The sequence below is a fragment of the Methylobacterium sp. NMS14P genome (assembly GCF_028583545.1).
Lineage (GTDB): Bacteria > Pseudomonadota > Alphaproteobacteria > Rhizobiales > Beijerinckiaceae > Methylobacterium.
The window spans coordinates 4,287,155-4,310,987 of sequence record NZ_CP087106.1 but is presented as its reverse complement, the minus strand read 5'-3'; the positions used below and the strand labels follow the sequence as shown (position 1 = coordinate 4,310,987).

19 protein-coding genes and 1 tRNA gene are annotated in these 23,833 nt (G+C 69.6%); 19 read left to right on the top strand and 1 reads right to left on the bottom strand.

The window, feature by feature from the left end:
* The first annotated feature begins 1 nt into the window (after window position 1).
* The 8 genes from phnH to phnN are packed head-to-tail and all read left to right on the top strand — an operon-like array spanning window position 2 to window position 6,241.
* Window positions 2–589, top strand: coding sequence for a phosphonate C-P lyase system protein PhnH (gene phnH, locus LOK46_RS20410; protein WP_273560235.1), 588 nt, complete (start codon window positions 2–4; stop codon window positions 587–589).
* 3 nt (window positions 590–592) lie between these two features.
* A complete protein-coding gene (locus tag LOK46_RS20405; protein WP_273560234.1) occupies window positions 593–1,711 on the top strand; it encodes a carbon-phosphorus lyase complex subunit PhnI in 1,119 nt (372 codons plus the stop codon).
* A complete protein-coding gene (locus LOK46_RS20400) occupies window positions 1,708–2,595 on the top strand; it encodes an alpha-D-ribose 1-methylphosphonate 5-phosphate C-P-lyase PhnJ (protein ID WP_273560232.1) in 888 nt (295 codons plus the stop codon). The genes LOK46_RS20405 and LOK46_RS20400 overlap by 4 nt, the downstream gene beginning before the upstream one ends.
* Before the next feature lie 20 nt (window positions 2,596–2,615).
* Window positions 2,616–3,089, top strand: a complete 474-nt coding sequence (locus LOK46_RS20395; protein ID WP_273560230.1) for a GNAT family N-acetyltransferase — start codon at window positions 2,616–2,618, stop codon at window positions 3,087–3,089.
* On the top strand, window positions 3,086–3,859 hold the full coding sequence (gene phnK / locus LOK46_RS20390; protein ID WP_273560228.1) for a phosphonate C-P lyase system protein PhnK: 774 nt from the start codon (window positions 3,086–3,088) through the stop codon (window positions 3,857–3,859). Before LOK46_RS20395 ends, phnK begins: the two co-directional genes overlap by 4 nt.
* The gene (gene phnL / locus LOK46_RS20385; RefSeq protein ID WP_273560226.1) at window positions 3,856–4,563 is read left to right on the top strand and encodes a phosphonate C-P lyase system protein PhnL; all 708 of its coding nucleotides are present in this window, start codon (window positions 3,856–3,858) and stop codon (window positions 4,561–4,563) included. The genes phnK and phnL overlap by 4 nt, the downstream gene beginning before the upstream one ends.
* A gap of 11 nt (window positions 4,564–4,574) precedes the next feature.
* Complete coding sequence (locus tag LOK46_RS20380; RefSeq protein WP_273560224.1) at window positions 4,575–5,711, top strand: alpha-D-ribose 1-methylphosphonate 5-triphosphate diphosphatase; 1,137 nt, start codon at window positions 4,575–4,577, stop codon at window positions 5,709–5,711.
* Complete coding sequence (gene phnN, locus LOK46_RS20375; protein WP_273560222.1) at window positions 5,711–6,241, top strand: phosphonate metabolism protein/1,5-bisphosphokinase (PRPP-forming) PhnN; 531 nt, start codon at window positions 5,711–5,713, stop codon at window positions 6,239–6,241. Before LOK46_RS20380 ends, phnN begins: the two co-directional genes overlap by 1 nt.
* Before the next feature lie 120 nt (window positions 6,242–6,361).
* Here phnN and LOK46_RS20370 read toward each other — a convergent pair whose 3' ends face one another.
* On the bottom strand, window positions 6,362–7,225 hold the full coding sequence (locus tag LOK46_RS20370) for an outer membrane protein (RefSeq protein ID WP_273560220.1): 864 nt from the start codon (window positions 7,223–7,225) through the stop codon (window positions 6,362–6,364).
* Between the two features lie 308 nt (window positions 7,226–7,533).
* Here LOK46_RS20370 and tuf point away from each other — a divergent pair, with 308 nt between their 5' ends.
* From tuf to rpoC, 11 genes are all read left to right on the top strand, one after another.
* Window positions 7,534–8,724 carry an elongation factor Tu gene (tuf, locus tag LOK46_RS20365; RefSeq protein ID WP_012319185.1) on the top strand — a complete coding sequence of 397 codons (1,191 nt, stop codon included), beginning with the start codon at window positions 7,534–7,536 and terminating at the stop codon, window positions 8,722–8,724.
* A gap of 189 nt (window positions 8,725–8,913) precedes the next feature.
* Window positions 8,914–8,990 (top strand) — tRNA-Trp (locus LOK46_RS20360).
* 182 nt (window positions 8,991–9,172) lie between these two features.
* Window positions 9,173–9,469: a preprotein translocase subunit SecE gene (gene secE / locus LOK46_RS20355; protein WP_012320779.1), complete on the top strand. Its 297-nt coding sequence runs from the start codon at window positions 9,173–9,175 to the stop codon at window positions 9,467–9,469.
* Between the two features lie 58 nt (window positions 9,470–9,527).
* The gene (nusG, locus tag LOK46_RS20350) at window positions 9,528–10,061 is read left to right on the top strand and encodes a transcription termination/antitermination protein NusG (RefSeq protein WP_012320778.1); all 534 of its coding nucleotides are present in this window, start codon (window positions 9,528–9,530) and stop codon (window positions 10,059–10,061) included.
* A gap of 227 nt (window positions 10,062–10,288) precedes the next feature.
* On the top strand, window positions 10,289–10,738 hold the full coding sequence (rplK, locus tag LOK46_RS20345) for a 50S ribosomal protein L11 (protein WP_043348285.1): 450 nt from the start codon (window positions 10,289–10,291) through the stop codon (window positions 10,736–10,738).
* 11 nt (window positions 10,739–10,749) lie between these two features.
* The gene (rplA, locus tag LOK46_RS20340; protein WP_192711268.1) at window positions 10,750–11,448 is read left to right on the top strand and encodes a 50S ribosomal protein L1; all 699 of its coding nucleotides are present in this window, start codon (window positions 10,750–10,752) and stop codon (window positions 11,446–11,448) included.
* A 300-nt stretch (window positions 11,449–11,748) separates the two neighbouring features.
* A complete protein-coding gene (locus LOK46_RS20335) occupies window positions 11,749–13,392 on the top strand; it encodes a B12-binding domain-containing radical SAM protein (protein ID WP_273560209.1) in 1,644 nt (547 codons plus the stop codon).
* A gap of 537 nt (window positions 13,393–13,929) precedes the next feature.
* Window positions 13,930–14,448, top strand: a complete 519-nt coding sequence (gene rplJ, locus LOK46_RS20330; protein ID WP_056526339.1) for a 50S ribosomal protein L10 — start codon at window positions 13,930–13,932, stop codon at window positions 14,446–14,448.
* Window positions 14,449–14,497: 49 nt separating this feature from the next.
* Window positions 14,498–14,875, top strand: a complete 378-nt coding sequence (gene rplL, locus LOK46_RS20325; protein ID WP_056526337.1) for a 50S ribosomal protein L7/L12 — start codon at window positions 14,498–14,500, stop codon at window positions 14,873–14,875.
* A 244-nt stretch (window positions 14,876–15,119) separates the two neighbouring features.
* Window positions 15,120–19,244, top strand: a complete 4,125-nt coding sequence (gene rpoB / locus LOK46_RS20320) for a DNA-directed RNA polymerase subunit beta (RefSeq protein WP_273560191.1) — start codon at window positions 15,120–15,122, stop codon at window positions 19,242–19,244.
* 179 nt (window positions 19,245–19,423) lie between these two features.
* Entirely contained in the window at window positions 19,424–23,635 is a 4,212-nt protein-coding gene (rpoC, locus tag LOK46_RS20315; RefSeq protein ID WP_273560189.1) for a DNA-directed RNA polymerase subunit beta', read from the top strand.
* The last annotated feature ends 198 nt before the right edge of the window (window positions 23,636–23,833 follow it).

Here is a 23,833-nt window from a genome sequence, read left to right as displayed (position 1 = left end):
CATGCTCGCCCCCGGCTTCGCCGACCCGGTCCACGACGCGCAGGACACGTTCCGCGCCGTGATGGACGCCCTCGCCCGCCCCGGCCGCGTCCGGCCCCTCGCGCCGGGCCTCGCGCCGCCCGCGCCCCTGACGCCGGAACTCGCCGCCGTCGCGCTGACGCTCACCGACGCCGACACGCCGGTCTGGCTCGATCCGGCCCTCGCCGCGGCGCCGGAGGTCGCGGAATACCTGCGCTTCCACACCGGCGCGCCGCTCACCGACGACCCGGCCGCGGCGGCCTTCGCGCTGGTCCGAGAGCCCGCGCGCTGCCCGCCGCTGAGCCGATTCGCCCCCGGGACGCCGGCCTATCCCGACACCGCCACGACCCTGGTGCTCGCCCTCGACGCGCTCGCGGAGGGGGAGGGGCTGCACTTGTCCGGCCCCGGCATCCGGGGGACCGCCCGGATCGCGCCGGAACCCCTGCCAGAGGGGTTCGTGGCACAGCTCGCGGAGAACCGCGCGGGCTTCCCCCTCGGCGTCGACCTGATTCTCGCCGCGCCCGGCCGCGTGGCCGGTCTGCCGCGCTCCACGACGGTCACGGAGGCCTGACCCATGTACGTGGCCGTGAAGGGCGGCGAGGCCGCCATCGACAACGCCCATCGGCTCCTCGCCGAGACCCGCCGGGGCGACCCCGCATTGCCCGAACTCTCGGTGGCGCAGATCCGCGCGCAGATGGCGCTGCTCGTCGACCGGGTCATGACCGAGGGCTCGCTCTACGATCCGGACCTCGCGGCGCTGGCGCTCAAGCAGGCGCGCGGCGACGTGGTCGAGGCGGTGTTCCTGGTCCGCGCCTACCGGACCACGCTGCCGCGCTTCGGCGCCTCCGTGCCGGTCGACACCGGGGCCATGGCGGTCGAGCGCCGGATCTCCGCGACCTTCAAGGACCTGCCCGGCGGGCAGGTGCTCGGGCCGACCTTCGACTACACCCACCGTCTGGTCGACTTCGCGCTCGCGGCCGAAACGGCGTCCGACACCGCGTCCGAGGCCGCCGCCGAGGCCGAGCCGCGCGCCGATGCCGGCACCTGCCCGCGCGTCACCGACCTGCTGGCCCGGGACGGCCTGATCGAGCCCTCGCCCCGGGACGACGGCGCGCCCGCGGGCGACCTCACCCGCGAGCCGGTGGATTACCCCGCCGACCGGGCCCTGCGCCTCCAGGCGCTCGCCCGGGGCGACGAGGGCTTCGTGCTCGGCCTCGCCTACTCGACGCAGCGCGGCTACGGCCGCACCCACCCGTTCGTCGGCGAGATCCGGGTCGGGGAGGTCGCGGTCGAGTTCGTGCCCGAGGAGCTGGGCTTCGCGGTGCCGCTCGGCCGCGTGCGGCTCACCGAGTGCCAGATGGTCAACCAGTTCAAGGGTTCGGGGGCGGTCCCGCCCCAGTTCACCCGCGGCTACGGGCTGAGCTTCGGGCAGAGCGAGCGCAAGGCGATGGCGATGGCCCTGGTCGACCGGGCGCTCCGCGCGGAGGAGCTGGGCGAGCCGGTGGCGAGCCCGGCCCAGGACCAGGAATTCGTCCTGGCCCACTGCGACAGCCTCCAGGCGACCGGCTTCGTCGAGCACCTGAAGCTGCCCCACTACGTCGACTTCCAGGCCGAGCTGGAACTTGTTCGCCGGCTACGCGCCGAGTTCGAGCGCAGGTCCGACGCCGTCGAGATGCAGGAGGCCGCCGAATGAGCGCCGCGATCGCGCACCGCCCGGAGAGCGAATCGGGCTACAACTTCGCCTATCTCGACGAGGGCACGAAGCGGATGATCCGCCGGGCCATCCTCAAGGCCATCGCGGTGCCGGGCTACCAGGTGCCCTTCGCCTCCCGCGAGATGCCGATGCCCTACGGCTGGGGCACCGGCGGCGTGCAGGTGACGGCCGCGATCCTCGGCCGCTCGGACGTGCTCAAGGTCATCGACCAGGGCGCCGACGACACCACCAACGCGGTCTCGATCCGCCGCTTCTTCGCCAAGACCTCCGGGGTGGCCACCACCACCCGCACCGCGGAGGCGACGGTGATCCAGACCCGCCACCGCATCCCCGAGACGCCGCTCACCGAGGGGCAGACGCTGGTCTATCAGGTGCCGATCCCCGAGCCCCTGCGCTTCCTCGAGCCCCGCGAGACCGAGACGCGCCAGCTCCACGCGCTGGCCGAGTACGGCGCCATGCACGTGAAGCTCTACGAGGACATCAGCCGCCACGGCCACATCGCCACCACCTACGCGTACCCGGTGGAGGTGGCGGGCCGCTACGTGATGGACCCGTCGCCGACGCCCAAGTTCGACAATCCCAAGATGGACGATTGCCCCGCGCTCCAGCTCTTCGGCGCGGGCCGCGAGCGGCGGATCTACGCGGTGCCGCCCTACACGCGGGTGCGCAGCCTCGATTTCGAGGACCACCCGTTCCGGGTGCAGCACTTCGACCAGCCCTGCGCCCTGTGCGGCGCCGAGGGCGTCTATCTCGACGAGATGCTGCTCGACGATGCCGGAAGGCGGATGTTCGTGTGCTCGGATACCGACCATTGCGAGGGGCGTCGCGCGGACGGCCATGTCGGCACGGGGGACGCGGCATGAGACGCGACATGAGACGCGGCGTGAGCGACCTCACGGTCCGCCGGGCCGGGAAGCCCGACCTCCCCGCGATCCTCGAGCTCTACGCCGAGCTGAACGGCGGGCGGGTGGCGACCCTGGAGCAGGCCGGGGCGCTCCTCGACCGGCTCGCGACCTATCCCGATTACGGGCTCTACGTGGCCGAACGCGACGGCGCGGTCGTCGGCACCTTCTGCCTCGTCATCCTCGACAACATCGCCCACTGGGGCACGCCGTCGGCCCTCATCGAGAGCGTCGTGGTCTCGTCCCGGCACCGCGGCGGCGGCCACGGCCGGGCGATGATCCACGAGGCGGCCCGGCTCGCCGAGGCGCGGGGCTGCTACAAGCTCGCCCTGTCGTCGAACGTCGACGCCAAGCCGGCCCACGCCTTCTACGAGAGCCTCGGCTTCGAGCGCTACGGCTACAGCTTCCGCCTTGATCCCCCCTTCCTGCCCGACGCCGCGGAGGCGACCCGATGAGCGAATCCCTGCTTCAGGTCCGCGGCCTGACCAAGCGCTACGGCGCCCGCCTCGCCTGCGCCGACGTGTCGTTCGACCTCGTTCCCGGCGAGGTGCTGGCGATCGTGGGCGAGTCCGGTTCCGGCAAGTCGACGCTGCTCTCCCTCATCGCCACCGAGCTGGCGCCCGATTCCGGGACGGTCGCCTACCGGACGCGCGACGGCGCGCTGCGCGACCTCGGCACTCTGAGCGAGGCCGGGCGCCGGGCGCTGATGCGCACCGAGTGGGGGTTCGTCCGCCAGGACGCGGCCCAGGGCCTGCGCATGGCGGTCTCGGCCGGCGGGAATGTCGGCGAACGGCTGATGGGGCTCGGCGACCGCCACTACGGGCAGATCCGCGCCCAGGCCCTCGACTGGCTCGGCCGCGTCGAGATCGCCGCCGACCGGATCGACGACCCGCCGACGCGCTTCTCCGGCGGCATGCGCCAGCGCCTGCAGATCGCCCGGAACCTCGTCACCGGCCCCCGCCTGGTGCTGATGGACGAGCCGACCTCCGGCCTCGACGTCTCGGTCCAGGCCCGGCTCCTCGACCTGATCCGCCGCCTCTCGGCCGAGCTGGGGCTCGCGGTGATCATCGTCACCCACGACCTCGCGGTGGCGCGGCTCCTCTCGCACCGGATCATGGTCATGCGCGCCGGCCGGGTGATCGAGACCGGCCTCACCGACCGCGTGCTCGACGATCCCGAGCACGCCTACACCCAGCTCCTCGTCGCCTCGGTGCTCGCCGCATGACCGCGCTACTGACCTTCCAGGACGTCGCCAAGAGCTTTACCCTGCACCTGCGCGGCGGCGTCGTGCTGCCGGTGGTCGGCGGCGTGAGCCTGTCGGTGGAGCCCGGCGAGTGCGTGGTGCTCGGCGGCCCGTCCGGCGCGGGAAAATCCTCGCTGCTGAAGATGGCCTACGGCAATTATCGCTGCGACGGCGGCGCGATCCTGGTCCGCGACGGCGACACGGTCGTGGACGTCGTCCGGGCCGATCCGCGGGCGGTCCTGGCGCTGCGGGCGCGGGTGATCGCCTACGTGTCGCAGTTCCTCCGGGTGATCCCGCGGGTCTCGGCCCTCGACGTCGTCGAGGCCGCCGGCCGCGAGGGCGGATTGCCCGAAGCGGCGGCGCGGGCGCGGGCCGAGGCCCTGCTCGCCCGGCTGAACCTGCCGGAGCGGCTCTGGGGCCTGCCGCCCGCGACCTTCTCGGGCGGCGAGCAGCAGCGGGTCAACATCGCCCGGGGCCTGATCGCCGACCGGCCGCTCCTGCTCCTCGACGAGCCCACCGCCTCCCTGGACGCGGAGAACCGCGCCGTGGTGGCCGAGCTCGTGCGCGAGAAGCTCCGGGGCGGGGCCGGCGTGCTCGGCATCTTCCACGACAGCGAGATGCGCGACGCTGTGGCGACCCGGGTGGTCGATGTCACCCGCTTCGCGCCGCGCGCCCGGGCAGCCTGAGGATCTTCACGATGGACGACTTCATCCTCGAGAACGCGACCCTGGTCCTGCCGGACCGGGTGCAGCGCGGCTGGCTCGCGGTGTCGGACGGGGCGATCGCCGAGATCGGCGAGGGGCGCCCGCCCGCGCGCGGCCTCGATCTCGGCGGCGACCACCTGATTCCCGGCCTGATCGAGCTGCACACCGACCATCTGGAGAGCCATTTCGCGCCGCGCCCGAAGGTGCGCTGGCACCCCCTCGGCGCCGTCCTGGCCTACGACGCGCAGATCACCGCCTCGGGCATCACCACGGTGTTCGATTCGCTCCGCGCCGGCAGCGACCCGGACGGCAGCGGCCTCGGCGCCGAGCTGGAGCAGCTCGCCGGCGCCATCGCCGCCGCGCGGGCCGGGGACCTGTTCCGGGCCGAGCACTTCACGCACCTGCGCTGCGAGCTGCCCTCCCTGGACGTGCTCGACACCGTGGCAGATTTCACGGCCCGCTACCCGGTGGGGCTGATCTCGCTGATGGACCACACGCCCGGCCAGCGGCAGTTCCGCGACATGGAGAAGTACTACACCTACGCCACCCGGGGCGGCCGGCCGATGGAGGAGATCCGCGCCAACACCGAGCGCAAGGTCCGCGACGGACGGGCGCTCAACGCGAAGAACCGGCCCGCCCTCGTCCAGTTCGCCCGCGAGATGGGCATCCCGCTCGCGAGCCACGACGACACCACCCTGGCCGACGTCGACCTCGCCGTCGGCGAGGGCGTGCGGCTGGCCGAGTTCCCCACCACCCTGGAGGCGGCCGAGGCCGCGCACCGGCAGGGAATCACCGTGATGATGGGCGCGCCGAACCTGATCCGCGGCGGCTCGCATTCCGGCAACGTGGCCGCCCTGGCGCTGGCCGAGGCCGGGCACCTCGACATCCTCTCGTCGGACTACGTGCCGGCGAGCCTGCTGATGGCGGCCTTCCGGCTGCCCGAGCAGGCGCCCGCGATCACGCTGCCCGAGGCGCTCGCCACCGTCACGAGCAACCCCGCCCGCGCCACCGGCCTGACCGATCGCGGCGCGCTCGCGCCCGGATTGCGGGCCGATCTCGTGCGCGTGCAGCGGGCCGAGGGGGTGCCGGTGGTCCGCGAGGTCTGGCGCGCCGGCCGGCGCGTCGCCTGATGCCGGGCTGCCTCGTCCTCGTGGTCGGCCCGAGCGGGGCCGGCAAGGATACGCTGCTCCGGCTCGCCCGGGCGAGCCTGGCCGGCGATCCGCGCTACGTCTTCCCGCGCCGCCTCGTCACCCGGCCGCCCTCGGCCGACGAGGACAACGACGAGATCGACGAGGCCGCCTTCGCCGAGGGCTGCGCGGCCGGCCGTTTCACCCTGAGCTGGCGCGCCCACGGCCTCGGCTACGCGCTCCCGGAGGCCGCTGGCCGGCGGGTCGCCGACGGCCACGTGGTGGTCTGCAACGTCTCGCGCCGCGTCGTCGCCCGGGCGCGGGAGGCCGGCCCCCGGGTGAGCGTCGTCGAGATCACGGCGCCGCCCGAGGTCCTGGCGCGGCGCATCGCCGCCCGCGGACGCGCGCAGGACGGCGATCTGGCCGCGCGTCTCGCCCGCGAGGGCCGCGTCACCGCGGACCTGACGATCCTCAATACCGGCGCCGCGGACGAGGCGGCCGCGCGGCTAGTCGCGCATCTGCGCGCCTGCTGAGGCGGGCGCCGTCCGGGGCGCGTCGGCGCGGAGCCTCGGACGGGCAACGAGAAAGGGCGGGCGCCGACACCGGCACCCGCCCTCGCATGGATCCGCCGGGAAACCCCAGCGTCGACGGACTCAGAGGCCGCCGAACTTGTAGTTGAAGCCGGCGCGGACGATGCTGCCCTCGGTGCGGAAGCGCGAGATGTACGCGCCGGTGCCCACGCCCGGGACCGCGCCGACGAGCACGTTCTGGCTGCCGAGGTCGTAGTGCAGGTACTCGGCCTTCACCGTGATGGCGTCGTACTTGATGCCGATGTAGCGGCCGAGCGCGAAGGTGTTCAGGAAGCTGTCGGTCGGCAGCGCGAACTCGATGCCGCCGCCGTAGGCGAAGCCGATCTTGAAGTCGTCGTAGCGGCCGGCGAACTGCAGGCGGCCGCCCGGGGTGTAGAAGTTGGCGTCGTGGAACACGTTGCCGTAGGCGAGACCGCCCATCCCGTAGACCAGGACGCGGTCGAACGCGTAGCCGACGCGGCCGGTGAGGGTGCCGAGCCAGTCGAGGCTCTGGCGGAACTGGCTGATGTTCGGCGGGCCGCCGGCGACGTTGCCGGTGCCGAGCACGACCCGGTTCTTAGTGATGTCCGTCCAGTCGATGCTGTTGGCCAGACCGACGACGATGCCGGCGCCCGGCGTGAACTGGTAGTTGTAGCCGGCGGTGCCGCCGATGTTGGCGAAGCCGTCCTGCGAGGTCGAGGTCGCGAACGGGCGACGGCCGAGGGCGACGTTGGTGGCGTTGCCGGGCTGGACGCCGACGGTCGTGATGCGCTCACGATCGGTGAAGGTGTAGGCCGACTCGAGACCGGCGTAGAAGCCCGTCCAGGTGAAGACCGGCACCGGCGTGAAGACCGGCGGCGGCGCGGCGCGGCGCGGCAGGTCGGCGGCGGAGGCGGCCGTCGTGACCAGGGCCGTGGCGGCGGTGGCGAGGAGGAACTTCTTCATCATGGCGGGGGTCCGAGGTGGCGCGTTGTTGTCCCCACTTAAGCTCGGCCGCACGGATCCCGCTATGCCCGCGAAGCCACACTGTGGCGCGAAAGCGGCGCGGATACTGCCTGCGATTGATGTTTCGAGGTTCAAGACTCTGCACCGCCGCTTGACAGCGGGGCCCGTCATCGGGCCCCCGCGCGCCGCGGAGCTTGATCCCTGGCGGCCGACCCTCTAAGCGGACCGCGTTTTTCGCCCCTGTCGGAACTTCGGGGCGGCTGACCAGGATTCGGGGCCCTTGCGTGGTCCCCGCCGCAGGAATGGGAATCATGGGCAAGGAAAAGTTCTCCCGCACCAAGCCGCACTGCAACATTGGCACGATCGGGCACGTTGACCACGGCAAGACGTCTCTGACGGCGGCGATCACGAAGGTTCTGGCCGAGACGGGCGGGGCGACGTTCACGGCCTACGACCAGATCGACAAGGCTCCTGAGGAGAAGGCGCGCGGGATCACGATCTCGACGGCGCACGTGGAGTACGAGACGCAGAACCGCCACTACGCGCACGTGGACTGCCCCGGCCACGCCGACTACGTGAAGAACATGATCACGGGCGCGGCGCAGATGGACGGCGCGATCCTGGTGGTGTCGGCGGCCGACGGCCCGATGCCGCAGACCCGCGAGCACATCCTGCTGGCCCGTCAGGTCGGCGTGCCGGCGCTGGTGGTGTTCCTCAACAAGGTCGACATGGTCGACGACGAGGAGCTCCTGGAGCTGGTCGAGCTCGAGGTGCGTGAGCTGCTGTCGAAGTACGACTTCCCGGGCGACGACATCCCGATCACCAAGGGCTCGGCGCTGATGGCGCTTGAGGACAAGGAGCCGAAGATCGGCAAGGAGGCGGTGCTGGCGCTGATGGCGACGGTGGACGCCTACATCCCGCAGCCGGAGCGTCCGATCGACATGCCGTTCCTGATGCCGATCGAGGACGTGTTCTCGATCTCGGGCCGCGGCACGGTGGTGACGGGTCGCGTCGAGCGCGGCATCGTGAAGGTGGGCGAGGAGGTCGAGATCGTCGGCATCCGGGCGACCACCAAGACGACGGTGACGGGCGTCGAGATGTTCCGCAAGCTGCTCGACCAGGGCCAGGCGGGCGACAACGTCGGCGTGCTGCTGCGCGGCACGAAGCGCGAGGACGTGGAGCGCGGCCAGGTCGTGTGCAAGCCGGGTTCGGTGAAGCCGCACTCGAAGTTCAAGGCCGAGGCGTACATCCTGACCAAGGAGGAGGGCGGCCGCCACACGCCGTTCTTCACCAACTACCGGCCGCAGTTCTACTTCCGGACCACGGACGTGACCGGGATCTGCACGCTGCCCGAGGGCACCGAGATGGTGATGCCGGGCGACAACGTGACCATGGACGTGGCGCTGATCGTGCCGGTGGCCATGGAGGAGAAGCTGCGCTTCGCCATCCGCGAGGGCGGCCGCACCGTCGGCGCCGGCGTCGTCGCCGCCATCAACGACTGACAACCGATCCGGAGCGGCGCCGCGCGCCGCTCCGCCTCTCCGGCGCCGGTTCCCGTCTCGACGGGGGCCGGCGTTGCCGTTTCGGGGGGGCGTGGGGTTGCCCGGTGCCGCTTCCCGGCCGCTACCCGCCCGCTTCCCGCACGCGACCCCTTGCAAGCCGCGCCGCGATGGGGCATTGGGCGGTGCGCTAGGAGTGTAGCTCAACTGGTCAGAGCGCCGGTCTCCAAAACCGGAGGTTGCGGGTTCGAGTCCCTCCACTCCTGCCAGACATTCAGCCCGATCCCGCGCGGCGGCCCGGTCGACAAGCCGGGGGAGTTGCGCTAGAGCGGGCGCAATCCGAGATCTGAAGCGACCGTCGGTGCGGGCCCATCCGGGTCCTCGGCGCCGACATTCGCATTCCCGGATGCGGTCTCTGCCTCGGGGCCGAACACGCACAGACACTGGCGCCATGGCATCGAACGAAGCGACCAAGAAGGTGGACCTGGTGCGCGGCGCGGCCCGCGGTCCCGCGAATCCGCCGCCCGCCCGGCCCGCGACCCCCGCCCGCGCGCCACAGAAGCGCGCCACGCCGGGCGAGTTCTTCGCCCAGGTGCGCGACGAGGCCCGCAAGGTCACGTGGCCGACCCGCCGGGAGACCACGATCACGACGATCATGGTGTTCGTGATGGTCGTGGCCGCGAGCCTGTTCTTCACGGTCGTCGACCAGGCCCTGCGCTTCGTGGTCGGCCTGATCCTGGGCGTCTGAGGGCGGATCGCCGCCGAACCGGGGTGACCCCGGGGACTTGTCGGAGTTGAACGGAACCGTGTCGAAGCGCTGGTACATCGTCCACGCCTACTCGAACTTCGAGAACAAGGTCGCCCAGTCCATCAAGGACCAGGCGGCCCAGCGCGGGCTGACCGAGCTGTTCGACGAGGTGATGGTCCCGACCGAGAAGGTCGTGGAGGTGCGCCGCGGCCGGAAGGTCGACGCTGAGCGCAAGTTCTTCCCCGGCTACGTGCTGGTGAAGTGCGACCTCACCGACGAGGTCTACCACCTCATCAAGAACACCCCGAAGGTCACGGGCTTCCTCGGCGCCGACAAGTCGAAGCCGGTGCCGATCCCGGACGCCGAGGCCGAGCGGATCAAGGGCCAGGTCGCCGAGGGCGTCGACCGGCCGAAGCCCTCGATCTCCTTCGAGATCGGCGAAACCGTCCGGGTCGCCGACGGCCCGTTCGCCAGCTTCAACGGCACCGTCGAGGAGATCGACGACGCCCGCTCCCGCCTCAAGGTGGCGGTGTCGATCTTCGGCCGCGCCACGCCGGTCGAGCTCGAGTACGCCCAGGTCGAGAAGGCCTGAGCCTCCCGATCGCGGCGGCCCTCCGGCCGCCCGTCCTTTCCGGCCGCCGCGTCCTCAGCGGGTGCGGCCGCCGCGAAACCGCCGCGTCCCGCTGAGGACGCGGCACCATCCGCGGGAGAACCGCCCGGCTTCGCCTCCGGGGTCCACGGCTCGCACCGCGACCTGCAACCGTCCGACCCGCCGCGCTTCAGGCCGCGTGGGGGCGGATTTTCATTGGGAGCAGTCCCATGGCGAAGAAGATCACGGGCTACGTGAAGCTTCAGGTCCCGGCCGGCGCGGCGAACCCGTCGCCGCCGATCGGTCCCGCGCTCGGTCAGCGCGGCCTCAACATCATGGAATTCTGCAAGGCCTTCAACGCGAAGACCGCGCAGATGGAGAAGGGCACCCCGATCCCGGTGATCATCACCGCGTATCAGGACCGCTCCTTCACCTTCGAGATGAAGCAGCCGCCGGTCACCTTCTTCCTCAAGAAGGCCGTCGGCCTGAAGCTCGGCAAGAAGCCCGCCTCCGGCTCCAAGACCCCGGGCAAGGGCCCGACCGTCGGCAAGATCTCGGAGGCGCAGCTGCGCGAGATCGCCGAGAAGAAGATGCCCGACCTCAACTGCGACTCGATCGAGTCGGCCGTTGCCATGATCCGCGGCTCCGCCCGGGCCATGGGCCTCGAAGTCACGGCCTGAGGGAGGACATCATGGCTAAGGAAGGCAAGCGCATCCGCGCCGCCCGCGAGGGCATCGAGGTCACCAAGCTCTATCCCCTCGACGAGGCGATCAAGCTGGTGAAGGAGCGGGCGACCGCGAAGTTCGACGAGACCGTCGAGGTCTCGATGAACCTCGGCGTCGATCCCCGCCACGCCGACCAGATGGTCCGCGGCGTCTGCAACCTGCCGAACGGCTCCGGCCGGACGGTGCGCGTGGCGGTCTTCGCCCGCGGCGCCAAGGCGGACGACGCCAAGGCGGCGGGTGCCGACATCGTCGGCGCCGAGGACCTCCTCGAGATCGTGCAGAGCGGCAAGATCGATTTCGATCGCTGCATCGCCACCCCGGACATGATGCCGCTGGTCGGCCGCCTCGGTAAGGTGCTGGGCCCGCGCGGCCTGATGCCGAACCCGAAGGTCGGCACCGTCACCATGGACGTGAAGGGCGCCGTCGCCGGCGCCAAGGGCGGCTCGGTGGAGTTCCGCGTCGAGAAGGCCGGCATCGTCCATGCCGGCGTCGGCAAGGTCTCGTTCGACGCCGACAAGCTCGTCGAGAACATCAAGGCCTTCGCGGACGCCGTCGCCAAGGCGAAGCCCGCGGGCGCCAAGGGCACCTACGTCCAGCGCATCGCCGTCACCTCGACGATGGGCCCGGGCGTGAAGGTCGAGCCGAACACGGTCCTGACCGCCTGAGGCGAGACGAATCGTCGACGCTGCGGAGCGCCCGGCCGGGAACGGCCGGGCGTTCTGCGTCGCGGGGCGGCGGCTGATGCCGGATCCCGGCGCGGGTCGTGCCGCGCACCACCCGTTCCGGCGTGGGGCGGTGCCGGGCGAGGCGCATCCCTGTCTCAGGTGCGCAGGGGACCGGCGGAACAGGGCCCCGGACACGTCAGGAAGACAAGCCGCGGCGGCCGCACTGAGCCCGCGTCCCTCACGCCATTCTTAACCGCCGAGGGGGGCGCCAACGGCCGCGGCTGTGCTAGATAGGCCGCCATGCGATGCACCCTGACGGTCACCTCCAAGCGACGCATCCTGTGCGTCTTTCCCGCCTACACGCCGTCCTTCGGGACATTCTCCCACGCCTACCCGTTGATGGGCGGGGTGAAGGCGTTCATGCCGCCGCAGGGACTGCTGCTGATCGCGGCCTACATGCCCGAGGCGTGGGAATGCCGGTTCATCGATGAGAATATCCGCCGCGCGGGCCCGGCCGACTTCGCCTGGGCCGACGCGGTGTTCGTCTCCGGGATGCACATCCAGGAGCCGCAGATCCACGACATCCGCGACCGCGCCCGCGCGGCCGGCAAGGTGACGGTGCTGGGCGGCCCCTCGGTCTCGGGCGCCCCGGAGAAGTACGGCGACTTCGACTACCTCCATATCGGCGAGATCGGCGACGCCACCGACGACCTCGTCGCGCGCCTCGATGCCGACCTGACGCGCCCGCCCGCCCAGGTGGTGCTGGAGACCAAGGACCGCCTCGCGCTCGCCGACTTCCCGGCCCCGGCCTACGAGCGCGCGCCGCTCAAGCGCTACCTGATCGGCTCGCTGCAATTCTCCTCGGGCTGCCCGTACCGCTGCGAGTTCTGCGACATCCCGCAGCTCTACGGCCGCCAACCGCGGCTCAAGAGCCCGGAGCAGATGTGCGCGGAGCTCGACGCCATCGTCAGCCAGCCGGGCCATCCGGCCGTGGTGTACTTCGTCGACGACAACTTCATCGGCAATCGCAAGGCGACCCGCGAGATGCTGCCGCACCTCGTGGAATGGCAGAAGAAGAACGCCTACCCGCTCCAGTTCGCCTGCGAGGCGACGCTGAACATGGCCAAGCAGCCCGAGATCCTCGAGCTGATGCGGCAGGCCAACTTCATGACGGTGTTCGTCGGCATCGAGACGCCGGAGGCGGAGGCGCTCAAGGGCATCGACAAGACCCACAACGCCGCCGTGCCGATGTACGAGGCGATCGAGACCCTCAATTCCTACGGGCTGGAGGTCACCTCCGGCATCATCCTGGGCCTCGATTCCGACACCGACAAATCCGAGCAGAACCTGATCGACTTCATCGACCGCTCGGCGATCCCGGTCCTGACCATCAACCTGCTCCAGGCGCTCCCCAAGACCCCGCTCTGGGACCGGCTGGAGCGCGAGGGCCGGCTGCTGCACGACGCCAGCCTCGAATCGAACGTCCTGTTCAAGCGGCCCCACGACTCGGTGGTGAGCAGCTGGCGCCGCGCGATCGCGCACGCCTACGAGCCGGAGAAGATCTTCGAGCGGTTCAAGCACCAGTGCGCGGTGACCTACCCGAACCGGATTACGACGCCGACGGCCGGCAAGCTCACCTTCACCAACCTGCGCCGCGGCCTGATCCTCGGTTTCAACATCATCACCCGGGTCGGGATCTTCTCCGACTACCGCAAGCCGTTCTGGAGCGCGGCCGGCTACGCGCTGAAGCGCGGGCAGATCGAGGCGGTGTTCAACATGGGCTTCGTCGCCCACCACCTGATCCGCTTCACCCGCGAGGCCCTGCGCGGCGAGCACAACGCCTCGTTCTACGCCGCCAAGGCCGCGGAGGCGAAGGAGGCCCGCGACCGCAGCTGGTGGGAGGCCGCGCGGCGCAAGCTCGTGCCGGAGCGCGAGGCGGCGTAGCCCGGGATCCCGGGCCGCTCCGAGCGATGCGGTCGCGGCAAGGCTCCTGCGCAAGTCCTTGCCTGCGGCGGAAAAGTCGCGTTCCGGCCCTTGGCAGGCGGCTTGCTAGGCTCTATACACCGCGCCTCACGCATTTCATCCTCACGGAAGGAGAACGGCCGATCGGCCGGTTTCCGCTCGAAATGTCGCCCGGGCAACCGGGTGGCACTGGCCGGAAGGATCCCAGGGGCGATGAGCCCCGCGGAGCCTTGTCCGGCCATGTCCTGTCCGAGACTGCAGGTGCCGGTTCGCCGGCTTAATCCGCCAGCCTGCACAGACGGGGAAGACCGAATTCGAAAAGCCTCGCCCCGGCCCCGGCCGCGGAGGGGTGTCGGTTTGAACCAACTCGCCCGAGGCGGCCTCCAGGGGCACGCGCGGGGACAGGGCCGCGAAGCGTCGTTCGGACGTTCCCGGTCTTCCTGAAGGCCGAGACCACGTCCGGGCGGCATGTGCAACCGGCGGACCCGAGACCGGGTTCCGCCAACCGGAGAGAGCCCAGTGGACCGGACAGCTAAAGCTGATCTCGTCTCGACGCTCAACGGCGTGTTCAATCAGAGCGCCGTCGTCGTCGTGGCCCACTACAAGGGCCTCACGGTCGCCGACATGCAGAAGCTGCGCGCGCAGATGAAGCAGGCCGGCGCCACCGTGAAGGTCGCCAAGAACAGCCTCGCCGGCATCGCACTCGATGGCACGGACGTCGCCTCCATCAAGCCGCTCCTGAAGGGCCCGACCCTGCTCGCCTATTCCGGCGATCCGGTCGCTGCCGCGAAGGTCGCGGTCGATTTCGCCAAGGTCAACGACAAGCTCGTGATCCTCGGCGGCGCGATGGGGAAGACCGCCCTGAACCCGGACGGCGTGAAGGCGCTCGCCTCGCTCCCGTCCCTCGACGAACTGCGCGCCAAGATCGTGGGCCTCGTGCAGGCGCCCGCGACGAAGATCGCTCAGGTCGTCAACGCGCCGGCTTCCAAGCTCGCCCGCGTGTTCGGGGCCTATGCCAAGAAGGACGAGGCCGCCTGAGGCCCTTCAAAATCCATCCATTCAAACCGATATCTGAGAGGAATTCAAAATGGCTGATCTCGCCAAGCTCGTCGACGACCTGTCCTCGCTGACCGTGCTCGAGGCCGCTGACCTGGCCAAGATGCTCGAGGAGAAGTGGGGCGTCTCGGCCGCCGCTGCCGTCGCCGTCGCCGCCGGCCCGGCCGCCGGTGGCGCCGCCGCCGCCGTCGAGGAGCAGACCGAGTTCACGGTCGTCCTCGCCTCCGCCGGCGACAAGAAGATCGAGGTCATCAAGGAGGTCCGCGCGATCACCGGCCTCGGCCTCAAGGAGGCCAAGGACCTGGTCGAGGGCGCGCCGAAGCCGGTCAAGGAAGGCGTCGCCAAGGACGAGGCCGAGAAGCTCAAGGCCCAGCTCGAGAAGGCCGGCGCCAAGGTCGAGCTCAAGTAAGCCGACGATGGGCCGGTCCCGGCCCATCACCCCACGGAGGCTCCGCGCGAGCCTGTCGTGACCGGAGCCCGCGGGTCAGCGCCCGCGGGCTTTAGGCCGCTTCGGCGGATGGTCCCGCGAGGGACCGGCAAGAGATTCGGTTCGGTGGCGCGGCCCGGCGGGGCGCGCGTCACGGCCCGGTGCGGGAGGTCCCTTTCGGGAACGCTTCCCCGGGCGCGAGGCACGCGGGTAGGAGCGAGGTCACATGGCCAACACGCTGGTCGGTCGCAAGCGCATTCGGAAGTTCTTCGGCAAGATCAAGGAAGTTGCCGAGATGCCGAACCTCATCGAGGTTCAGAAGGCGTCCTACGACCAGTTCCTGATGGTCGACGAGCCCGAGGGCGGGCGCGCCGACGAGGGGCTGCAGAGCGTGTTCAAGTCGGTGTTCCCGATCTCCGACTTCGCCTCCACGGCGCTGCTCGAGTTCGTGCGCTACACCTTCGAGGCCCCGAAGTACGACGTGGACGAGTGCCGCCAGCGCGGCATCACCTTCGCGGCGCCGCTGAAGGTCACGCTCCGCCTCATCGTGTTCGATGTCGATCCCGACACCCAGGCCAAGTCGGTCAAGGACATCAAGGAGCAGGACGTCTACATGGGCGACATGCCCCTGATGACGGAGAACGGCACCTTCATCGTCAACGGCACCGAGCGCGTCATCGTCTCGCAGATGCACCGCTCGCCGGGCGTGTTCTTCGACCACGACAAGGGCAAGACCCACTCGTCGGGCAAGCTCCTGTTCGCCGCCCGCATCATCCCGTACCGGGGCTCCTGGCTCGACGTCGAGTTCGACGCCAAAGACATCGTGCACGTCCGCATCGACCGGAAGCGCAAGCTGCCGGCAACGTCGCTGCTCTACGCCCTGGGCCTCGACGGCGAGGAGATCCTGTCGACCTTCTACAACAAGGTCGTCTACGACCGGGACGGCGCCGACTGGCGCGTGCCGTTCGACGCCGAGCGCATGAAGGGCATGAAGGCCACCGTCGACCTGATCGACGCCGATTCCGGCGAGGTCGTGCTCGAGGCCGGCAAGAAGCTCAACGCGCGCAACGCCCGCCAGATCACCGAGAAGGGCACCAAGTTCCTCAAGGCGACCGACGAGGATCTCGTCGGCCAGTACGTCGCCGAGGATCTGGTCAACGCGCAGACCGGTGAGATCTGGGCCGAGGCCGGCGAGGAGGTCACCGACAAGCTCCTGAAGAGCCTGGAGGAGGTCGGGATCACCGAGCTGCCGGTGCTCGACATCGACCACGTCAACATCGGCCCCTACATCCGCAACACGCTGGCGGTGGACAAGAACTCCAGCCGCGAGGGCGCGCTGTTCGACATCTACCGGGTCATGCGCCCGGGCGAGCCGCCGACCCTCGAGACCGCCGAGGCGATGTTCCACTCGCTGTTCTTCGATTCCGAGCGCTACGACCTCTCGGCGGTCGGCCGCGTGAAGATGAACATGCGCCTCGACCTCGACGCCGCCGACACCGTGCGCACGCTCCGCAAGGAGGACATGCTGGCGGTGGTCAAGGCGCTGGTCGAGCTGCGCGACGGCAAGGGTGAGGTCGACGACATCGACCACCTCGGCAACCGCCGCGTCCGCTCGGTCGGCGAGCTCATGGAGAACCAGTACCGCCTGGGCCTCCTGCGCATGGAGCGCGCCATCCGCGAGCGCATGAGCCAGGTCGACATCGACACGGTCATGCCGCAGGACCTGATCAACGCGAAGCCCGCGGCCGCGGCCGTGCGCGAGTTCTTCGGCTCGTCGCAGCTCTCGCAGTTCATGGACCAGACCAACCCGCTGTCCGAGGTGACGCACAAGCGCCGCCTCTCGGCCCTCGGCCCGGGCGGTCTGACCCGCGAGCGCGCCGGCTTCGAGGTGCGCGACGTGCACCCGACCCACTACGGCCGCATCTGCCCGATCGAGACGCCGGAAGGCCCGAACATCGGCCTGATCAACTCGCTCGCCACTTTCGCGCGGGTGAACAAGTACGGCTTCATCGAGACCCCGTTCCGCCGCGTCCGCGACGGCGTGGTCACCGACGAGGTCGCCTACCTCTCGGCCATGGAGGAGGCGAAGTACTACGTCGCCCAGGCGAACGCCCAGATGGACGAGGCCCGCAAGCTCACGGAGGACCTCGTGGTCTGCCGCCGGGCCGGCGAGGTGATCGTCGTCGGGCCTGAGCGCGTCGACCTCATGGACGTGTCGCCGAAGCAGCTGGTCTCGGTCGCCGCGGCGCTGATCCCGTTCCTCGAGAACGACGACGCCAACCGCGCGCTCATGGGCTCGAACATGCAGCGCCAGGCGGTGCCGCTGGTCCGCGCCGACGCCCCGTTCGTGGGCACCGGCATGGAGGCGGTGGTCGCCCGCGACTCCGGCGCCGCCATCGCGGCCCGCCGGGCCGGCATCATCGACCAGGTGGACGCCACCCGTATCGTCATCCGCGCCACCGAGGAGGCCGACGCCAACAAGCCCGGCGTCGACATCTACCGGCTGCAGAAGTTCCAGCGCTCCAACCAGTCGACCTGCATCACGCAGAAGCCGCTGGTCCGCGTCGGCGAGTTCGTGAAGAAGGGCGAGATCATCGCCGACGGTCCCTCGACCGAGTTCGGCGAGCTGGCGCTCGGCCGGAACGTGCTCGTCGCGTTCATGCCGTGGAACGGCTACAACTTCGAGGACTCGATCCTGCTCTCCGAGCGGATCGTGAAGGATGACGTGTTCACCTCGATCCACATCGAGGAGTTCGAGGTGATGGCCCGCGACACCAAGCTCGGGCCGGAGGAGATCACCCGCGACATCCCGAACGTCTCCGAGGAGGCGCTCAAGAACCTCGACGAAGCCGGCATCGTCTACATCGGTGCCGAGGTGAACGCGGGCGACATCCTCGTCGGCAAGATCACCCCGAAGGGCGAGAGCCCGATGACGCCGGAGGAGAAGCTGCTCCGCGCCATCTTCGGCGAGAAGGCCTCGGACGTGCGCGACACCTCGCTGCGTGTGCCGCCGGGCGTCACCGGCACGATCGTCGAGGTGCGGGTGTTCAACCGCCACGGCGTCGACAAGGACGAGCGCGCCCAGGCGATCGAGCGCGAGGAGATCGAGCGGCTCGCCAAGGACCGCGACGACGAGCAGGCGATCCTCGACCGCAACACCTACGCCCGCCTCGCGGACGTGCTGATCGGTCAGGCGCCGGTGGCCGGCCCGAAGGGCTTCAAGAAGGACACCACGCTCACCCGCGAGCTGATCAACGACTACCCGCGCTCGCAATGGTGGCAGTTCGCCGTCATCGAGGACCGTCTCATGACCGAGATGGAGGCGATGCAGAAGCAGTACGACGAGTCGAAGAAGCGCCTCGAGCAGCGCTTCCTCGACAAGGTCGAGAAGCTGCAGCGCGGCGACGAGCTGCCTCCGGGCGTCATGAAGATGGTCAAGGTCTTCGTGGCGGTGAAGCGCAAGATCCAGCCGGGCGACAAGATGGCCGGCCGTCACGGCAACAAGGGTGTCGTGTCGCGGATCGTGCCGATCGAGGACATGCCGTTCCTGGAGGACGGGACGCATGCCGACATCGTGCTCAACCCGCTGGGCGTGCCCTCGCGCATGAACGTCGGCCAGATCCTCGAGACGCACCTGGGCTGGGCGGCTGCGGGCCTGGGTCGCAAGGTGTCGAAGGCGGTGGATGCCTATCTGAAGACGCAGGACATCGCGCCGCTGCGGGAGGAGATGACGGCGATCTACTCCCCGGGCGAGCTCGACGGCCTGACGGACGAGGAGCTGGCCGAGGCCGGCAACAACGTCCGCCGCGGCGTGCCGATGGCCACGCCGGTCTTCAACGGCGCCAAGGAGGCCGACATCGAGCAGATGCTGGAGATGGCCGGGCTGGACCGCTCGGCGCAGTCGACGCTCTACGACGGGCGCACCGGCGAGCCCTTCGACCGCAAGGTCACGATGGGCTACATCTACATGCTGAAGCTGCACCACCTCGTGGACGACAAGATCCACGCGCGCTCGATCGGCCCGTACTCGCTCGTCACCCAGCAGCCGCTGGGCGGCAAGGCGCAGTTCGGCGGCCAGCGCTTCGGCGAGATGGAGGTCTGGGCGCTGGAGGCCTACGGTGCGGCCTACACGCTGCAGGAGATGCTCACGGTGAAGTCGGACGACGTGGCCGGCCGCACCAAGGTCTACGAGGCGATCGTCCGCGGCGACGACACCTTCGAGGCCGGCATCCCCGAGTCGTTCAACGTGCTCGTCAAGGAGATGCGCTCGCTCGGCCTCAACGTCGAGCTGACGTCCTCCAAGAAGGCCGCGAACGACCAGCTCGAGCCGCCGGCCGACGCGGCCGAGTAAGCCAGTCGCAAAAACCTCCCGTGGCGGTGGAGATCACCGCCGCCACGGTCGAGCGGGGAGGGGAGGGGCCTTCCAGGGTTCGACGACGGTGAGCAGCGCCCGCGCGGGGTGCGGCGCCGGATCTTTTTCAGGACGTGGTGGCCCGGCGCGGGGCCGTCGGCGTCAACAAGGAGCGGATCATGAACCAAGAGGTCATGAACCTTTTCAACCAGCAGACCCAGCCGGTCAGCTTCGATCAGATCAAGATCTCGATCTCGTCCCCGGAGAAGATCCTCTCCTGGTCGTACGGCGAGATCAAGAAGCCCGAGACCATCAACTACCGGACCTTCAAGCCCGAGCGCGACGGCCTGTTCTGCGCGCGCATCTTCGGGCCGATCAAGGACTACGAGTGCTTGTGCGGCAAGTACAAGCGCATGAAGTACAAGGGCGTCATCTGCGAGAAGTGCGGCGTCGAGGTGACGCTCGCGCGCGTCCGGCGCGACCGCATGGGCCACATCGAGCTGGCCGCCCCCGTCGCGCATATCTGGTTCCTGAAGTCGCTGCCGAGCCGCATCGGCCTGCTGCTCGACATGGCGCTCAAGGACCTCGAGCGGATCCTGTACTTCGAGTCGTACTGCGTCATCGAGCCGGGCCTCACCCCCCTGAAGGAGCGTCAGCTCCTGTCGGAGGAGGAGTACCTGCGCGCGCAGGAGGAGTACGGCGAGGACTCGTTCACCGCCATGATCGGCGCCGAGGCCATCCGGCGCATCCTGCAGGAGCTCGACCTCGACAAGATCGCCAACGATCTGCGCGAGGAGATCGCCGTCACCACCTCGGAGCTGAAGCCCAAGAAGCTCCTGAAGCGGCTCAAGATCATCGAGGCCTTCCAGATGTCCGGCAACAAGCCGGAATGGATGATCCTCACGGTCGTGCCGGTGATCCCGCCGGACCTGCGCCCGCTGGTCCCGCTGGACGGCGGCCGTTTCGCGACGTCCGACCTCAACGACCTCTACCGCCGCGTCATCAACCGCAACAACCGCCTGAAGCGGCTGATCGAGCTGCGCGCGCCCGACATCATCATCCGCAACGAGAAGCGGATGCTGCAGGAGGCGGTCGACGCCCTGTTCGACAACGGCCGCCGCGGCCGCGTCATCACGGGCGCCAACAAGCGCCCGCTGAAGTCGCTCGCCGACATGCTCAAGGGCAAGCAGGGCCGGTTCCGCCAGAACCTGCTCGGCAAGCGCGTCGACTACTCGGGCCGCTCGGTCATCGTGGTCGGTCCGGAGCTGAAGCTGCACCAGTGCGGCCTGCCCAAGAAGATGGCGCTGGAGCTGTTCAAGCCGTTCATCTACGCGCGCCTCGACGCCAAGGGTTTCTCGGCCACCGTCAAGCAGGCCAAGAAGCTCGTGGAGAAGGAGAAGCCGGAGGTCTGGGACATCCTCGATGAGGTGATCCGCGAGCACCCGGTGATGCTGAACCGCGCGCCGACGCTGCACCGCCTCGGCATCCAGGCCTTCGAGCCGAAGCTGATCGAGGGCAAGGCGATCCAGCTGCACCCGCTGGTCTGCGCCGCGTTCAACGCCGACTTCGACGGCGACCAGATGGCCGTGCACGTCCCGCTGTCGCTCGAGGCGCAGCTGGAAGCGCGCGTCCTGATGATGTCGACGAACAACATCCTGCACCCGGCCAACGGTCAGCCGATCATCGTGCCGTCGCAGGACATCGTTCTCGGCCTCTACTACCTGTCGATCGTGGCCGAGGGCGCGCCGGGCGAGTTCAAGCCGGGCAACACCAAGAACCCGATGCAGGGTGTCTACGGCGACATGGGCGAGCTGGAGCACGCCCTGGCCGCCAAGGCCGTGTCGCTGCACTCCAAGATCAAGTGGCGCTGGACCGGCATCGGCCCGGACGGCGAGCCGCTGACCAAGACCTACGAGACCACGCCCGGCCGGGTGATCCTGTCCGGCGCCCTGCCGAAGCACGCCAAGGTGCCCTTCGACGTCGTCAACAAGCTGATGACCAAGAAGGAGATCTCGGCGATGATCGACACCGTCTACCGCCACTGCGGTCAGAAGGAGTCGGTGATCTTCTGTGACCGGATCATGGCGCTGGGCTTCACCCACGCGTTCAAGGCCGGCATCTCCTTCGGCAAGGACGACATGGTCGTGCCGGAGAACAAGTGGTCGATCGTCGACACGACGCGCGCGCTCGTGAAGGATTACGAGCAGCAGTACAACGACGGCCTGATCACCCAGGGCGAGAAGTACAACAAGGTGGTCGATGCCTGGGCCAAGTGCTCGGACAAGCTGGCCGCCGAGATGATGGGCCGCATCTCGGCCGTCCAGAAGGACGAGCACGGTGCGGACAAGCAGGTCAACTCGATCTACATGATGAGCCACTCGGGTGCCCGTGGCTCGCCTGCCCAGATGAAGCAGCTCGCGGCGATGCGCGGCCTCATGGCCAAGCCGTCGGGCGAGATCATCGAGACCCCGATCATCTCGAACTTCAAGGAAGGCCTGGACGTTCTGGAGTACTTCAACTCCACGCACGGTGCCCGTAAGGGCCTGGCCGACACCGCCCTGAAGACCGCGAATTCCGGCTACCTGACCCGCCGCCTCGTCGACGTGGCCCAGGACGCCGTCATCCGCGAGGTCGATTGCGGCACGACCAACGGCATCAAGATGCGCGCCATCGTGGATGCCGGCCAGGTCGTGGCGACGCTCGCCACCCGCATCCTGGGCCGCGCCACGGCCGAGGATCTGGTGGCCGCGGACGGCACGGTGATCGTCAAGACCGGCGAGACCATCGAGGAGCGGCACCTGCCGGCGATCAACGCCGCCGGCATCCAGGAGGTGAAGATCCGCTCGGTGCTGGTCTGCGCCACCAAGAGCGGCGTCTGCGCCACCTGCTACGGGCGCGACCTCGCCCGCGGCACGCCCGTCAACATGGGCGAGGCCGTCGGCGTCATCGCGGCGCAGTCGATCGGCGAGCCGGGCACGCAGCTCACGATGCGCACCTTCCACATCGGCGGTGCGGCCCAGATCGCTGACTCGTCGTTCATCGAGTCGAGCTTCGAGGGCACGATCAAGATCCGCAACCGCGCGATCGCCAAGAACTCGGACGGTGACCTGATCGCCACCGGCCGCAACGTGGCGGTGGTGATCGTCGGGTCGGACGGGGTCGAGCGGGCGGTTCACCGCCTGCAGTACGGCGCCAAGCTCCGGGTCGACGAGGGTGACAAGATCAAGCGCGGGCAGCGGATCGCCGAGTGGGATCCCTACACCCGTCCGATCCTCACCGAGGTCGACGGCATCGTGGCCTACGAGGACCTGGTCGACGGCCAGTCGATGACCGAGACCACCGACGAGTCGACCGGCATCGCCAAGCGCGTCGTCGTCGACTGGCGCGGTTCGGCCCGGACCTCGGATCTGAAGCCCGCGATGGTCGTGGTCGATCGGGACGGCAAGGCGCTCAAGCTGCCCCGCGGCTCGGACGCCCGCTACTTCCTCCCGGTCGACGCCATCATCGGCTTCGATCCCGGCGCGAAGGTGAATGCCGGCGACATTCTCGCCCGCGTCTCGACCGACTCGGCCAAGACCCGCGACATCACCGGCGGTCTGCCGCGGGTGGCGGAGCTGTTCGAGGCACGGCGCCCGAAGGACGCGGCGATCATCGCCGAGAAGTCGGGCACCATCGCGTTCGGCCGCGACTACAAGAACAAGCGTCGGCTCACGCTGACGCCGCATGACGGCTCGGAGGCGGTCGAGTACCTGATCCCGAAGGGCAAGCACATCCACCTGCAGGACGGGGACGTGGTCGAGCTCGGCGATTACATCGTCGACGGGAACCCGGCCCCGCACGACATCCTGGCCATCAAGGGCGTGGAGGAACTCGCGGCCTACCTCGTCAACGAGATCCAGGAGGTCTACCGGCTGCAGGGCGTGTCGATCAACGACAAGCACATCGAGGTGATCGTCCGTCAGATGCTGCAGAAGGTCGAAGTGACCGACGGCGGCGACTCGGACATCCTCTCGGGTGACCAGATCGATCGCACGGAGCTGACCGACTTCAACGAGAAGCTGCTCGCCGAGGGCAAGAAGCCGATCCAGGGCGTCCCGGTCCTGCTCGGCATCACCAAGGCGTCGCTGCAGACCAAGTCGTTCATCTCGGCGGCCTCGTTCCAGGAGACCACCCGCGTCCTCACCGAGGCGGCGGTCAACGGCAAGGTCGACACCCTGGAAGGCCTGAAGGAGAACGTGATCGTCGGCTCGCTGATCCCGGCGGGCACGGGCTCGATGGTGGCGGATATCCGCTCCATCGCCCGCCGCCGCGACGCGATGATCCTGCAGCAGAAGCAGGCCGAGAGCGGCGCCATGCCGGTCGAGGAGCTTCCGCCCGCCGCCGCCGAGTAAGGCGGCAGGCCGGACCGAGACGAGAGAGGGCGGCCTGCGGGCCGCCCTTTTCTTTTGCTGCGTGCCTCTCTCAACGCTGCCGTCTCTGCGAGCGCGGCGAAGCGAGCCCGAGCGGCGCCGCGCTTCCCGACGTCCCGGTGCCCTCGGTCACTTCGCTCCGCTCGCGATGACGGAGTGGGAAGCGTCGACCGCAGCGTT